General features: G+C 63.1%; 11 protein-coding genes. 5 read left to right on the forward strand and 6 right to left on the reverse strand.

Going from position 1 to position 14,053, the window contains the following annotated elements; all coding sequences use genetic code 11:
- Positions 1-15: 15 nt before the first annotated feature.
- The 3 genes from AC2S2E_RS16120 to AC2S2E_RS16130 all read left to right on the forward strand — a co-directional run bounded on the left by AC2S2E_RS16120 (position 16) and on the right by AC2S2E_RS16130 (position 5,016).
- Entirely contained in the window at positions 16-732 is a 717-nt protein-coding gene (locus AC2S2E_RS16120; RefSeq protein ID WP_486523069.1) for a thioredoxin domain-containing protein, read from the forward strand.
- 84 nt (positions 733-816) lie between these two features.
- Entirely contained in the window at positions 817-1,569 is a 753-nt protein-coding gene (locus tag AC2S2E_RS16125) for a thioredoxin domain-containing protein (protein WP_476107330.1), read from the forward strand.
- Positions 1,570-1,578: 9 nt separating this feature from the next.
- Positions 1,579-5,016, forward strand: coding sequence for a chromosome segregation SMC family protein (locus AC2S2E_RS16130; protein ID WP_486523070.1), 3,438 nt, complete (start codon positions 1,579-1,581; stop codon positions 5,014-5,016).
- On the opposite strand, the gene ubiA is transcribed toward AC2S2E_RS16130, so the two are convergent.
- Complete coding sequence (gene ubiA, locus AC2S2E_RS16135) at positions 5,013-5,924, reverse strand: 4-hydroxybenzoate octaprenyltransferase (protein ID WP_486523071.1); 912 nt, start codon at positions 5,922-5,924, stop codon at positions 5,013-5,015. The genes AC2S2E_RS16130 and ubiA overlap by 4 nt on opposite strands.
- A 47-nt stretch (positions 5,925-5,971) precedes the next feature.
- Here ubiA and AC2S2E_RS16140 point away from each other — a divergent pair, with 47 nt between their 5' ends.
- Positions 5,972-6,736: a 16S rRNA (uracil(1498)-N(3))-methyltransferase gene (locus AC2S2E_RS16140; RefSeq protein WP_486523072.1), complete on the forward strand. Its 765-nt coding sequence runs from the start codon at positions 5,972-5,974 to the stop codon at positions 6,734-6,736.
- A gap of 64 nt (positions 6,737-6,800) precedes the next feature.
- Positions 6,801-8,171, forward strand: a complete 1,371-nt coding sequence (locus AC2S2E_RS16145) for a glutamate--cysteine ligase (protein WP_486523074.1) — start codon at positions 6,801-6,803, stop codon at positions 8,169-8,171.
- On the opposite strand, the gene AC2S2E_RS16150 is transcribed toward AC2S2E_RS16145, so the two are convergent.
- From AC2S2E_RS16150 to AC2S2E_RS16170, 5 genes are all read right to left on the reverse strand, one after another.
- Positions 8,168-9,478 (reverse strand): methyltransferase family protein, encoded by a 1,311-nt coding sequence (locus AC2S2E_RS16150; protein ID WP_486523075.1) that lies wholly within the window; start codon positions 9,476-9,478, stop codon positions 8,168-8,170. The two genes, AC2S2E_RS16145 and AC2S2E_RS16150, sit on opposite strands and share 4 nt — an antisense overlap.
- A 44-nt stretch (positions 9,479-9,522) precedes the next feature.
- Positions 9,523-10,899, reverse strand: a complete 1,377-nt coding sequence (locus AC2S2E_RS16155; RefSeq protein ID WP_486523076.1) for a PQQ-like beta-propeller repeat protein — start codon at positions 10,897-10,899, stop codon at positions 9,523-9,525.
- A gap of 32 nt (positions 10,900-10,931) precedes the next feature.
- Positions 10,932-11,870: a tetratricopeptide repeat protein gene (locus AC2S2E_RS16160; protein ID WP_486523077.1), complete on the reverse strand. Its 939-nt coding sequence runs from the start codon at positions 11,868-11,870 to the stop codon at positions 10,932-10,934.
- Between the two features lie 130 nt (positions 11,871-12,000).
- The gene (locus AC2S2E_RS16165) at positions 12,001-13,143 is read right to left on the reverse strand and encodes a glycosyltransferase family 4 protein (RefSeq protein ID WP_476107343.1); all 1,143 of its coding nucleotides are present in this window, start codon (positions 13,141-13,143) and stop codon (positions 12,001-12,003) included.
- Entirely contained in the window at positions 13,140-14,006 is an 867-nt protein-coding gene (locus AC2S2E_RS16170; protein ID WP_486523078.1) for an alpha/beta fold hydrolase, read from the reverse strand. The genes AC2S2E_RS16165 and AC2S2E_RS16170 overlap by 4 nt, the downstream gene beginning before the upstream one ends.
- Positions 14,007-14,053 lie beyond the last annotated feature (47 nt).

The raw sequence follows: 14,053 nt of genomic DNA on the forward strand, positions 1-14,053 counted from the left end.
AGCAAAGGACCCTGCATGTTCCTTCCCCTTCGCATGATGGCCGCTGTGTCTCTGGCGCTTGGTTTGATGAGCGCCCCTGTATCGGCGGCGCCCGCAAAGCCTGCGGCAAAACCCGTGGCCAGCGGCGCGTGGGGAGCCAAAGCCAGCGTCAGCCCGGTCGGCGGGCATATTCAGGGCAATCCGGCGGCCCCGCACAAGCTGGTCGAATATATGAGTTATACCTGCTCGCACTGCGCCCATTTTGAGGCGGAAACGGCTCTGCCGCTGCGTATGGGGCCGGTGGGCGGCGGACAATTGTCGTTCGAGGTGCGCCACCTGCTGCGCGACCCGCTGGACATCACGATCGCCATGCTGACCAATTGCGTCCCGCCGGTAAAATTCTTCCCGTTGCACCACAAATTTCTGGCCCAGCAGGACCAATGGATCGCCATTGCGCAAAAGCTGAGCGAGGAACAGACTAAGCGCTGGAACGAAGGGCAGATGCCGGTGCGGATGCGCGCGATTGCCTCGGACCTGAAATTCTATGACATTGCCGCTGGCGCGGGCCTGACCCGCACGCAGGCCGATGCCTGTTTCGCCAATGAGGCGACACTTCGCCGCATCATCGCCCAGACCAAGGAAGCGCAGGAATTGGGCACAACCGGCACGCCGACCTTCGTGCTGGATGGCAAGATGCTGGAGGAACATGACTGGGCCGGATTGCAGCCCAAGCTGAGTGCAGCGCTCAAGTAACCCTTGCGACAAGTAATTACTTCTTGGCGCATCCACTCTGCGCTAGATTTTTCGCAAACAACCCTGCCAAGGATAGGCTTTACGATGACGTTTGCCCCGCTTTCCACCCGTAATCTGGCGATTTTGGCCATGGCCCCGCTCGCACTGGGACTGGCCGCCTGCAACAAATCCGAAGGCGGCGCCAGCGCGCCGGCCGGCAGCGTCGCCGCCGTTGCCCCGCCGGCGGGCAAGCAGTGGACCGAAACCTTTACCAAGACCGAGGATGGCGATGGCGTCATCGTCGGCAACCCCAATGCGCCGATCAAGATGGTGGAATATGGTTCGCTCTCGTGCCCCCATTGCGCAAAACTGGCGCAAGACGGAATGAGCGCGCTTAACGGCACCTATATTTCCAGCGGCAAGGTGAGCCTTGAATTCCGCAGCTTTGCCATCCACCCGCAAGATATTCCGTTGACGGTTCTGGCTCGTTGCGGCGGCGATGATACGTTTTTTGGTCTGATCGAACAGGTCTATACCAATTTCGATGCGTTGAATTCACAAACCAAGGAACAGTATGATCAGGCCTCGGCCGCGATGAAACTGCCCGCGGCCCAGCGTTATCCCGCCATTGCCGATGCGCTTGGCTATACCGCCTTCTTCACCGCGCGCGGCCTGCCCGAAGCGCAGCAGCGCCAGTGCCTGGCCGACCTGCCCCGCGCCGAGGCCGTCGCCAAGGCTTCCGAAGCGATCAGCGCCAAGGGCATCAGTTCGACCCCGACCGTGTTCATCAACAACAACAAGGTCGAAGGCGCCGAGTGGAAGAATGTCGAAGCCGCTCTGAAGGCTGCGGGCGCCTGATAGGCATTCATGCGTTTTCGGCGGCTCAAACTTTCAGGCTTCAAGAGCTTTGTTGAGCCTGCCGAATTGCGCATAGAGCCGGGGCTGACCGGTGTGGTTGGCCCCAACGGCTGCGGCAAATCCAATCTGCTGGAGGCCATCCGCTGGGTGATGGGCGAAAGCAGCCCCAAGTCGTTGCGCGGCGGGGGGATGGAGGACGTGATCTTTGCGGGCACGGCCACCCGCCCGCCCCGCGATTTTGCCGAAGTGATCCTGTCCGCCCATGACAGCGCGGGCGAGGAACTGGAGGTCGTGCGCCGGATCGAGCGCGGCGCGGGATCGGCCTATCGCATTAACGGGCGCGATGCGCGGCAAAAGGATGTGGCGCTGGTTTTTGCGGATGCTGCCACCGGCGCGCATTCCCCCGCTCTGGTCAGTCAGGGGCGCATTGCGGCCGTCATCAACGCCCGCCCCGCCGAACGCCGCGCCATGCTGGAAGAAGCGGCGGGCATTGCGGGCCTGCATGTCCGCCGCCGCGATGCGGAACAGAAATTGCGCGCGACCGAGGCCAATCTGTCCCGGCTCGAAGACCTGATGGCGGGGCTGGAGACAAGGATACTGTCCTTGCGGCGACAGGCGCGCGCGGCGGAACGCTATCGCCACCTGTCCGAGCAAATCCGTGTGGCCGAGGCGCGGGTGCTGTTTGCGCGCTGGCGCGAAGCGGCACAGGCCGCCGACCGTGCCAAGACCGAAGCGCGTCAGGCGCAGGAAAGGGTCAGCGTAGCGCAAACCCGCGCCGATGCCGCACAAACCGCACAGGCCAAGGCCGCACAAGATCTGATCTCCACCCGTGACGGCGTCGGCACCGCGCGTGAGGCAGCCAGCGCCATCGGCCACCGCCTCTCAACCCTGACCAGCCAGTTGGAGGCGGCGCGGGCAAAGCTAAACGATCTGGACCGGCAACAGGCCAGACTGGAAAGCGACCGCGCCGAGGCGGATCAACTGACCCGCGATGCCGCCGCCGCGCTGCAAAATCTGCAAGGTGAATTGGAGGATGCGCGGCGGCGCCTGAACGAAGCCGAAGCGCAACGCCCCGCGATGGTGCAAGCCTTGCAAGAAGCCGACAGCAATGCGCGGGCGGCCGAAATTGCCTATGCGCAGGCCAATGCCCAGCAGGCCAGCGTTGAGGCCGAGTGGCGCGTGGCAGAGGCCGAGATTGCCCAAGCCCAAAACCGGGTGCAGCGCTGCCAAGCCGATCTGGCGCGCAATGCGGAGGCGCTTGCGGCCTTGGACAGGGCCGGTGATCCGATTGCCGATCTGGCCAACGCGACGCAGCGCCGCGATGAAGCAAGTGCGAAACTGGCGCAGGCGCGGGAACAGCTTGCCACCTCACAGCAAAGGCGCGCCGAACTGCTGGCGCAACGCGATGCTGCGGCCAGCGCTCTGTCCCAAGCGCGGGCTGATCTGAGCGGGGTAGAGCGCGAGTTTCAAGCCCTACAACGTGACCGCGATGCGCGGGCCAAGGCGCAAAAGAATGCCGCCGGACGCCGCCTTGCCCTTGACCATATACGCGCCGCGCCGGGCTATGAACGCGCTCTGGCCGCAGTCCTTGGTCGCGATGCCAAGGCGCCGTTGGGCGAGGCAAGCGGCGAAGGCAGGTTCTGGACCGGGGCAACACCACCAACGCAGGTTACGCAGAGTCTGGCCCAATTCGTGCCCGATTGCCCGCCCGAACTGGCGGCGCGTTTGGCGTTGGTTTGGGTGGATGAAGTTGACGATGGGCGCGCCCTTTCCCCCGGCGAATGGCTGGTGACGCGGGCGGGCCATGTCCGGCGCTGGGACGGCTTTGTTGCGCGCGGCGAAGGCGCGGCCGAGGCGGCAAGGATGGAGGCGGATAACCGCTTCCTTTCCTTGGAAACCCAGATCCCACCGCTGCGCGATGCCGTGGCAAAGGCGGAAGGGCGAGCGGAGGAGATCACCCGCACCTTGTCCGAAATTCAGATACAGGCCGCCGGTTTGGAGCGCGAAGTTGCAGCCGCCGCCGATGCGGAACGCGCCGCCCTTCGCGCCATGGACGCGGCAGAGGCCGCCCGCGACCGCGCCGCCACCCGCCGCGCCGAATTGCAGGCCGCCGCACAGGATTTGACGCAGCAGTTCCTGCAAGCCCAAACTGAGCATCAAGCCGCCGTAGCGCGCCGCGCCGCCCTGCCTGCGCCCGAAACAGGCAGAGCCATGTTGCAAGCGGCCCAAATGCGCCACGAGGCCGCCCGAAGCCATCACCAATCGGCCACCGCCCTGCTGGCGGCACAGGATCAGACCATGGCCGTTGCGCGTGAGCGGGTGCATGCCCAAACGGGCGAAATCCGGAACTGGCAAAATCGCGCGGGGGACGCGGCGAAAAGACTGGCGCAGATGGCGGGCAGGATCGAGGAAATCACGCAGGAGCGCGCCGTTCATGCCGCCCGCCCGCCTGCCATCAAGGCCGAAATGCACGGCGCCGAACTTGAACGCGAAACGCTGCAATCCGCTTTGGCCCAAGCCGAAGCCGCGATGGAGGCGGCCAAACAGGCCGCGTCCGAGGCCGATCGCGAATTGTCCATGGCGCAAGAGGAACTGCTATCAGCCCGTGAGGCGCGGGCCGGTGCGCAGGCACGATCCGAAAATGAAGATCAACGCCGCGCCGAACTCAACCGCATGTCGGGCGAGAGATTTCAGTGTCCGCCCCCCCTGCTGACCGAGCGCTTTGGCTTTGCCGACGCCGACGTGCGCAACGCCGGCGAGGAAACGCGCACGATGGAGCAATATGGCGCGGATCGCGAGCGGTTGGGACCGGTCAATCTGGTCGCTGCACAGGAATTGGCAGCCGCCGAGGAACGCGCAGGCGAATCGATCCGTGAACGGGCCGAACTGGCCGAAGCGGTTAACCGGTTGCGTGGATCGATCGGCAATTTGAACCGCGAAGGGCGCGAAAGGCTGCGCGCCGCTTTTGAGGCCGTCGATGGCCATTTCCGCCGTCTTTTTACCACGCTGTTTCAGGGCGGGCCGAATGATGCCGGAATGGCGCATCTGGCGCTGGTCGATTCGGACGATCCGCTGGAGGCCGGGCTGGAGATATTTGCACAACCTCCCGGCAAGCGGCTGCAATCGCTGACCCTGTTATCGGGCGGGGAACAGGCGTTGACGGCGGTGGCGCTGATCTTTGCCCTGTTTTTGACCAACCCCTCGCCAATCTGCGTTCTGGACGAAGTGGACGCGCCGCTTGATGATGCGAATATCGAGCGGTTCTGCGACCTGCTTGAGGCGATGACGCGTGAGACCGAGACGCGCTATCTGGTTGTCACCCACAATGCCGTGACGATGAGCCGGATGCACCGCCTGTTCGGCGTCACCATGGTCGAGCGCGGCGTATCCCGATTGGTCAGCGTGGATTTGAGCGCCGCCGAACAGTTACTGGCCGAGGCGAGTTAGGCGTTCCCCACCACCCAACAGGCCAGCGCCATCAGCAGACCGGCAAAACGGTTGGAGCGAAACCGGGCCAAGGCATTGCCGCCGTCGTCCTGTTTCAGCGTTCCCACCTGCCACAGGAAATGCAGCGCCACCGGCAAAAGCGCCAACAGTCCCAGCACATCACCGCGCACCAGCCACAGCGCGCCCGCCCAACAGCCCAGCGCCATAGTGTAAAGCGCACCAACGCCCAGATGGACATGGCGACCAAAGGACAGGGCCGAAGAACCGATGCCAACCAGCGCATCATCCTCGCGGTCCTGAAGCGCATAGATCGTGTCATAGGCCATGCACCATGCCCAGCAACCGGCATAGAGCAGCGCCAGCGTGCCCAGCCCATCAAACCCGCGCATTTCGACCCAGCCGACCGGCGCGCCCCATGTGAACACCAGCCCCAACCACGCCTGCGGCCAACCCGTAATCCGCTTCATAAAGGGATAGGCCGCGACCAGAGCCAGGCTGAACAAGGCCACCAATTGGGCACGCCAATGCAATTGCAACAGGACAACAAGGCCGATCAGGCACAGACCGATCAACCACGCCCATGCGGCCTTCTTGCTGACCCGCCCGCTGGCAATCGGGCGCTGGGCCGTGCGGGCCACCCGGCGGTCAATGTCCACATCGACAATGTCATTATAAACACAACCCGCGCCGCGCATCACGATGCTGCCCAACAAAAGCCAGAGCATCAGGCCCCAGCGATGCTCGCCCCCCGCCAGCAGCACGCCCCATGCGCAGGGCCAGAACAGCAGCCACCAGCCAATCGGTCGATCAAGCCGGGCCAGAGAGGCATAATCCCTTGCCGCGGCGGGCAAAAGGCCCATGATGCCGCGATGCTCGCTGTCGGGTACGATCTGGACGGTGTCACTCATGCCGCATCCCATAGCGTGACGCACCACAATCGGCTAGAGCGCAGGGCATGAGCGATCATCTTCCCGCCACGCCCGCATGGCCCCCGCGCAGTGCGCCGCGCCTGTTCGTTGAAATGCCGTTGTCCGATGGGGCGCAAGTGAACATTGACGGGGCGCAGGCACATTATCTGGGCCGGGTGATGCGGATTGGCGTGGGGGATGCTGTGATCCTTTGCGACAATGTCACGGGCGAATGGGCAACGCGCGCCGTTTCGGTGGGCAAGCGCGATCTGACCCTCGAATGCGTCGAAATGCTGAAAGTGCGGGAGGCGGTGCCGGATTTCACCCTTTGCGCTGGCTTGCTGAAAAAGGACCGGTTCGATCTGGTGCTGGAAAAAGCGTGCGAATTGGGGGTTCGTCATATTCAACCGGTGCTGACGCGTCGCTGTGTGGCGGATAAATTGAATCTGGATCGCGCCCGCGCCACATTGATAGAGGCGGCCGAACAATGCGCGCGAACCGCCCTGCCCACGATTGCGGCTCCGGTACGGCTTGATGCGCTGCTGCGCGATTGGGATCTTTCGCGCGCCCTGTTCTTTGCCGACGAACAAGGCGGCGCGCCCGCGATTAAGAGTTTTGCGGCTCATTCCGGCCCTGCGGCCTTGCTGACGGGGCCAGAGGGAGGGTTCACCGACGAGGAACGGACAGCGATCCGGGCCCATACCGCCACATCAGCCATCACGTTGGGGCCGCGCATTTTGCGGGGTGAAACCGCCTGTATCGCCGCGACCGCCCTGTGGATGGGCAGCGTTGGCGATTGGGCAACCATCTGACGCCGTAAGACGGATAGTTTTTCTCGCTGGCGCAAAGCGCTTTGCCCCACTAGGAAGTCGCGCCATGAGCACTCGCGAAGCGTCCGACCAACACGATCCCCTGATTTCCGGGCTGGATCAGCTTGCCTCTCCGATGCAGGAGGGCGAAAAGCCGCGAGCCGATTGGCGCATCGGCACCGAACATGAAAAGATTGTCTATCGCGGCGCCGACCGTCACGCCCCCGCCTACGACGAGGCAGGCGGCATCCATGACCTGCTGATGGGGCTAAAGCCCTATGGCTGGAGCGAAATCATGGAAGGTGACAATGTCATCGCGCTCAAGGGCAGCGATGGCGCGGTCAGCCTTGAACCGGCGGGCCAGATCGAATTGTCGGGCGCGCCGCTGGAAAATCTGCATCAGACCGACGCCGAAACCCGCCGCCATATCGATCAGGTCAAGGCCGTTGGCGCGAACAGCGATCTGGGCTTCCTCAGCCTTGGCCTTTACCCGGACAAGCGCCGCGAAGACCTGCCCATCATGCCCAAGGGCCGCTATGACATCATGCTGCGCCATATGCCGCGCGTGGGATCGATGGGGCTGGACATGATGCTGCGCACCTGCACGATCCAGACCAATCTGGATTACGGCAGCGAGGCCGACATGGTGCAGAAATTCCGCGTCTCGCTGGCGCTGCAACCGCTGGCCACCGCGCTTTTCGCCAATTCGCCGTTTTTGGAAGGCAGGCCCAACGGCTATCTTTCCTATCGCAGCCACATCTGGTCCGACACCGATCCGGCGCGCACGGGCATGTTGCCCTTTGTGTTCGAGGATGGTTTCGGATACGAGCGCTATGTCGAATATATGCTCGACGTGCCGATGTATTTCGTGTTCCGCGATGGTCGGTATATTGACGCTGCGGGTCAGTCCTTCCGCGATTTCCTCGATGGCAAACTGCCCGCCCTGCCCGGTGAACGCCCAACGATCGGCGACTGGCACGATCACCTCTCGACCGCTTTCCCGGAAGTGCGCCTGAAAAGCTTCCTCGAAATGCGCGGTGCCGATGGCGGGCCGGTCGAACGGATCGTGGCCTTGCCCGCGCTCTGGGTCGGCTTGCTTTACGATCAGGGCGCGCTCGACGCCGCATGGGATCTGGTCAAGGGCTGGAGCATGGATGAGCGCGAGACCTTGCGCTCCAGCGTGCCCAAGCTGGCGCTGGATGCGCCGATTGCCGGAGGCCGGTTGGGCGATATTGCGGGCGAAGTGCTGGCGATTGCGCGCGCTGGTTTGAAATCACGCGCGCGTTTGAATGCCGATGGCGCGGATGAAACCCGCTATCTCGACCCGCTCGATGAAATTGTGGCCAGCGGCAAGGTTCCGGCACAACTGTGGCTCGACCGTTACCACGGCGAATGGGGCGGCGACCTGTCGCGCGTCTATGACGAGGCCAGCTTCTAAATCAACCGCTTGAGCAGGCGCGTCACTGGCGCGCCTGTTTCGGCCCATGCCCAGTATTGACGGTATTTGGCATCCTCCGCCAACAGGTGCCGCTCCTCGGTCTTGGCCCGCCACCAATAGACCGCACTGACCATCGCCAGAATCGCGGTGTTGCGGATGCAATCCACCATGGAACCCGTCGGGCTGAGAAACGGCAGGGATACCGACCACCAGAACAGGTTCTTGGCCACATAGGCCGGATGGCGGGTCAGCCGATATGGCCCATGGGTGATCACCCCGCGATAGGTCAGATTGGAAAAGCGCAGTCCGAAAACCACCGTGGCCCATGCGTAAACGCCGGTCAAAAGCACCAGCCACGCGCCCCAACCCCACAGCGCCCAACTATGTCCAGCCATCCATTGTGACCACTCCGCCGTCCCCGGATGATAATCGAGCGGCCCATTGCCGCCCATCATGATAAAAGGCGGGTAGCAAACCAACGCCGCCACCCAGCCATCGAGATGCGGGTTGGCGCTGCGAATATGGCTATCAAGTGGTTTAAGCGTAAAGAGATAGCCCGCCGTCCCGATCTGAACATCGATCATGAAAAGCCATGTGATCAACCAATTGGCCAGAGCCACCGGATCACCCAACCCCGCCGTATCAAAGCGCACCACGGCCGAAAACCCGCCCGGCAGGATCGAGAGCATAAAGGCCGTAAAGAACCCCTTCACCACCCAACGGCGCGCATGCAGCATCACCTCACGCGGATCGGCCTGAGATCGCCCCATGATCCACGCGCCGCAATGCCACGCCCCGTCGCGCGGATCGACCAGCACCCGGTCCAGCCAAAGGACGTAAGGGATCGACAGCAAGACCATCGGTACCAAGGCCACCCCGATCAGGTGGATGGCAAAGATCCACGGCTCCTGCCAATAGAAGCGGAACAGGCAATAGGCCGCGCCAATCACCGCCCATGTGGCCCATAGGCCCACCAGTTTGACAGCGCTGATCCCAAACACTTCGCGCCATGGTCGGGGGGATGCCCAATCAATCCCGGTTGTCGCCCGGCGATGCACCTTGTCCACCGCAACCGACCACAAAACCATCGCACCGGACGAAAGAAGCAGCGCCACCAAGGCCGCATAAGGCCCCGCCAGAGGCTCCATCGGCCCGCCAATGCCCAATGCCACGGCCACGGAAACCCATGACCGGCAAACCAGCACCCAAGCCACCAGCACAAGCAGCCCCACCAGACCAACGCCGGAGGAGACATCACTTTTCGGTCGTTCAGAAACACCAAGGCTGGCGGGAACGGGTCTATCCATTCCCCCAGCCCTAGCAGTCACAGGTTAAGAGCGTGAAAATGCTCTTACTTGAAGGCGGTGATATGGCCCGAATCATCCAGCAGATACAGGATGCCATTGGCCACGATCGGCGCCAGCGTGATCGGCGCCTTTACGCCGGTGTAGAATTTCGACACGCCGTCCATCGCGCTCACCACATGGACCTGGCCAAGGCTGTTGGCCACCCAGAGCCGATCACCCGCCAGAACCGGACCGGTCCAGAAGATCGGACCCTCCTTCTTCTTGGGCTTGGTCCAGCGGTCCAGCTGGGCCACCCAGCGCACCTTGCCGCTGCTCTTGGAAATGCACAGCAACTTGGCTTCATCGGTCAGCGTGAAGATCCAGTCGCCCGCAATCGCCGGGGTGGAAATCCCGGCCAGATTGAGTTCCCAAAGGCGCTGGCCGGTCACCAGCTCATAGGCGGCCATACGGCCTCCCTGACCAAGGGCATAGATGCGGCCGCGGTCAATGATCGGATCGGCGTCAATGTCGGTCAACACACCCACCGACGTCGAGAGCGACGTACGTGAAAGGGCGTCATTCCACAGCGTACGGCCATTTTCATAGCGATAGGCGATCAGCTCACCCGTCGAGAATCCGGCAACCACCGAACCCTGACCCGCCGCGGGAGCCGCAACGCCAAATACACCCGTCGCGCCAAGCGATGCAGCTTCCTGCCACAGGCCCGAACCGTCCTCGATCTTGAGGGCGTGCAATTCGTTGTTCTGGGTCATCACATAGACCGCGCCAAAGGCCACCGTGGGCGACCCACGCAGCGGGCCAGCCGGACGCACCTTCCACACGATCTGGCCCGTCTTGGCATCAAGGGCGGCAACATCACCAACGCCGGTCGTCACATAGACGCGGCCCGAATCATACGATGCGCCGCCGCCGAAGACCGCTTCACCCGCGCCGCCGGCCACGCTAAGCGTCTGGGTCCATTGCGGAGCGCCCGTCGTCGCATCAAAAGCATGCAGGATGCCGTCGGTATCGAACACGAACATCGATCCGCCCCCGACAACCGGCGACGCGCCCAGACGGCGACGTTCGTTCGAACCGGCGACGCGAACTTCCCAAATCCGCTTTGGATTTTCACCCAGCGTCAGATTGCCATAGCTCTTGGACGCCGAACCGCCGGGCTGTGCCCATTCCGTATTGGGCTGGGCCAAGGGCAGGACCACGGCCACGGTGGCAATATCCATATCCGCCTGTGCCGAGGATTCGACCCGGCTGAGGATCGGTTCGCGCTTGCCCGTGGTGGGCGTGGTCGGCTTGGGCTTGCGGCCCAGCTTTGGCCCCCCGCCACAGGCCGCAAGCGCAGCGATCAACGCAACGGACAACAGCGCACGACCGCCTTTACGATACGAGGCGGGCTGACGACGCAAGGAAACAAGAGACTTCATGGGGCAGGTCCTTAAGGTCCGTCAGGAATGGATCAGGGCTGGGTTGCCGCGGGGGTCGGTTTGACCACAGAAGCCGGCGTGGCCGCGTCGGGCTTGCCCAGCATCAGCGGGATTTCGGGCGTGGCCTGCTTGGGCTTGGCCGCTTTTGCAGGCGAAGGAGCGGCAACCGGGGCCGCCTGAACCGGCGCGGCAACCGGAACGGGCGCGGCGCCCTGCTGCGGGGCGGCGCCTTCGATCGGGCGGGCAATGTCGTCAACCGCGTCAAAGCCAAGCTGGCTGGCGATCTGACGCACACGGGCGCGCAGGGATTCGGGCTGATCCTTGTCCTTGGCAATGGCGCCGAACAAGGGCGTCGCCAGTTCCTTCTTGCCCTGCTTCAGATAGGTCATGCCCAGCAATTCACCCGCCGCGCCAAACCACGGCGCACCGGGCGCGGCCAAAGGCTTGAGCTTGGCGATGACATCATCGGGCTTCATCTGGTCATAATTGAGCGCAACCTGACGCAGCGTGGCAAAATCGCGATAGGTCTGGGGCGCGTTGTTGTCCGCGGCAACGGCGGCATAGCGGGTGGAGGCATCCTGCGCCTTGCCCTGCTGCGCCAGCAAGCCTGCTTCAACCAGGCGCGCGACCACCGCCGAACCATTGTCCCCGCTTGCGGCAAGCCCGTCCAACGTCTTATTGGCCAGATCGGTCCGGCTCGCCTCGATCTGATCCATGGCGATGGTCAATTGTTCGGCGCGGGTGGCCGCCTGCTGATCCTGATAATGGCCCCACCACAAATATCCGCCCAGCGCCAGCAGGCCCAGCACCAGCCCCGCGCCCACCGGCTTGCCATAGCGGCGCACCGCGGTCATCATCTGATCCTCGCGCAGCGCATCGTCCACTTCGCGCAGGAAAGCATCGCCTTGCAGGGCCTGTTGTGCCGCCAATTGTTCGGCGCGGGTCTGGGGACGGGTAGGACGCAGGGCCACGAGACTTCACTTCCTGAATTGTCGATGCGGGCGAAAAAGTCACACCGCGCGTAAAAAAACGAAACTGCCGTTTAGCGGATGGGCCGGGCTTTTCAACGGCAATGCGACAGGGGCGGCAACAGATCAGCAATTATGGGAAACGCGACAGGCCCATAGCCCGCGCGTAAAGCGCTCGATAACGATCGACCATGGTCTTTTCGTCATATTCCGCCTCGGCCAGCGCCCGATTCGCGTCGCCCACCGATTTGCGCAACGACGCGTCCCCGGCCAAACGGGCCAGATTGGCCGCAAAGCCTGCCTCATCCCCCGCCGGGGCGATAAAGGGCCGATTGGCGTCCGAAAGCATGGGCACCACGTCCCCGACATTCGGGCTGACCACGGCAAGGCCCGCCGCCATGGCTTCGACCACGCTGATCGGGAACTGCTCGCTGTCCGATGACAGGGCAAACAGGTCGAACAGGCCAACAACCTTGGCCGGATCGCCAATATGGCCGGGCAAATGGACCCGGTGGGCGATGTCCAGACGCAGCGCTTCTTCGCGGATCACCTCGCGTTCGGGGCCGTCGCCGACGATCACCAATTGCCACGGTTCCGGCAGGCCCGCAAAAGCGCGAACAAGCCGCGGCAGGTTCTTGACCGGACGCAGCCCGGCCAGCGTACCCAGCCAGAGTTCTCCCTGACGCTTGATCACGCGGGGCAAAGCGTCGGGACGCGGTTTGGCGGTATAGGCGGCGGTGCGGATGCCATTAGGGATGCGATGCACCTTGGCCTTTGGCTGTTGCCAAATGTCGAGGGCGATTCTTTCCAGATTTTGCGAACAGACCACAAGGCCACTGGCCCGTCCCAAGGCAATGCGACGATACCAGTTACGGCTGGTTTTCAGGCCGCCCGCTTCGTCCTGATTAAAGCCGTCCTCGTGATGGACCAGCGGCGGCAGTTTCAGGATCTGGGCAAACAGAGTATGGGCCAAAACCGCATCCATCGCGCCGAAATTATAGGTCAGCACCAGATCGTAATCCGCCATGGCCGACGCCAGCGCGATCAATCGCTTGGGCGTAGGCTTGCCCTGTAGCGAGGGAAAATCATGGCCCGCCTGCCAACGCACACCCGGCATGATGCGGCGGGTCGCCTCCATCGCATCGGGCATGGCCGACACGATCGTATGCGACGCCCCCGCGCCAAAGGCGTTGATCAGTTGGACACAACGAAGTTCCTTGCCGCCTTGGTTAAAGCTGGAATGCAAATGCAGGATACGCAACGGATTCTTGCTCATGCCTGCTGCGCCACCCGATCCAGCAAACGTTCGATGGCCTGCACCGCTTCGGGCTCATCCAAAGTCGGCGCGTGGCCCACCCGGCGCACGCTGACCGCAACGGCATCGGGGACACGGCGCGCCATTTCGCCCAGTGTTTCGGTCGAAAGCAGGTCCGACAATTCGCCGCGCAACAACAACAAGGGCCGCCCCGCCAGTGCCATATATCCGGGCCAAAGATCGACACCTGCCTCGCCGCCGGGACGGTCAAATGGTTCGGCAATTTTCATGTCGTAATCATAAACGATGCGGCCATTCTGCCCGACGGTCATCACCCGCTTGGCCATGGCCAGCCATTGGTGGACATCGTAATCGGGGAAGGAACCGCCCTGTTCTTCCTCCAATGCGCGGGCGGCGTGCATCCATGTTGGAAAACTGCGCCCCTGCCCCACGTAATCGCGGATACGGGCAAGGCCCGAAGGTTCGATCACCGGGCCGATATCGTTCAATACCGCGCCCGCGATCCGCTTTGCATCGATCATGGCAAACAACATCGCCATCAATCCGCCCAGAGAGGTGCCGACCACGACAAAGCGGTCAATCTTCAGCTCATCAAACAGGGCGTTGACGTCCTGAACATATTGCATCGGATTATAAGTGGCCGAATTTTTGGCATATTGCGAATCACCGCGCCCGCGCATGTCGGGACACAGGACGCGCCATTCCCCCGCTATCCGCCCCGCAAGGCCGTCAAAATCGCGCGCATTGCGGGTCAACCCCGGCAAACAGACCACCACCGGACGGTCATCCCGCCCCGCATAATCACGATAATGCAAACGCAGCCCATCCGGACTTTGCCAGTATTGGTCAGTATACGTGCTCATGGCCTTGCAGGCGCTTCCCTTATGGCAATTTTGTAGGGCGTGGCTTG

This window comes from Novosphingobium sp. 550D (genome assembly GCF_057401885.1).

Coding starts and splice junctions, on each gene's coding strand:
- AC2S2E_RS16120 (WP_486523069.1), top strand. CDS start 16: ATGTTCCTTCCCCTTCGCATGATGGCCGCTGTGTCTCTGGCGCTTGGT.
- AC2S2E_RS16125 (WP_476107330.1), top strand. CDS start 817: ATGACGTTTGCCCCGCTTTCCACCCGTAATCTGGCGATTTTGGCCATG.
- AC2S2E_RS16130 (WP_486523070.1), top strand. CDS start 1,579: ATGCGTTTTCGGCGGCTCAAACTTTCAGGCTTCAAGAGCTTTGTTGAG.
- ubiA (WP_486523071.1), bottom strand. CDS start 5,924: ATGAGTGACACCGTCCAGATCGTACCCGACAGCGAGCATCGCGGCATC.
- AC2S2E_RS16140 (WP_486523072.1), top strand. CDS start 5,972: ATGAGCGATCATCTTCCCGCCACGCCCGCATGGCCCCCGCGCAGTGCG.
- AC2S2E_RS16145 (WP_486523074.1), top strand. CDS start 6,801: ATGAGCACTCGCGAAGCGTCCGACCAACACGATCCCCTGATTTCCGGG.
- AC2S2E_RS16150 (WP_486523075.1), bottom strand. CDS start 9,478: ATGGATAGACCCGTTCCCGCCAGCCTTGGTGTTTCTGAACGACCGAAA.
- AC2S2E_RS16155 (WP_486523076.1), bottom strand. CDS start 10,899: ATGAAGTCTCTTGTTTCCTTGCGTCGTCAGCCCGCCTCGTATCGTAAA.
- AC2S2E_RS16165 (WP_476107343.1), bottom strand. CDS start 13,143: ATGAGCAAGAATCCGTTGCGTATCCTGCATTTGCATTCCAGCTTTAAC.
- AC2S2E_RS16170 (WP_486523078.1), bottom strand. CDS start 14,006: ATGAGCACGTATACTGACCAATACTGGCAAAGTCCGGATGGGCTGCGT.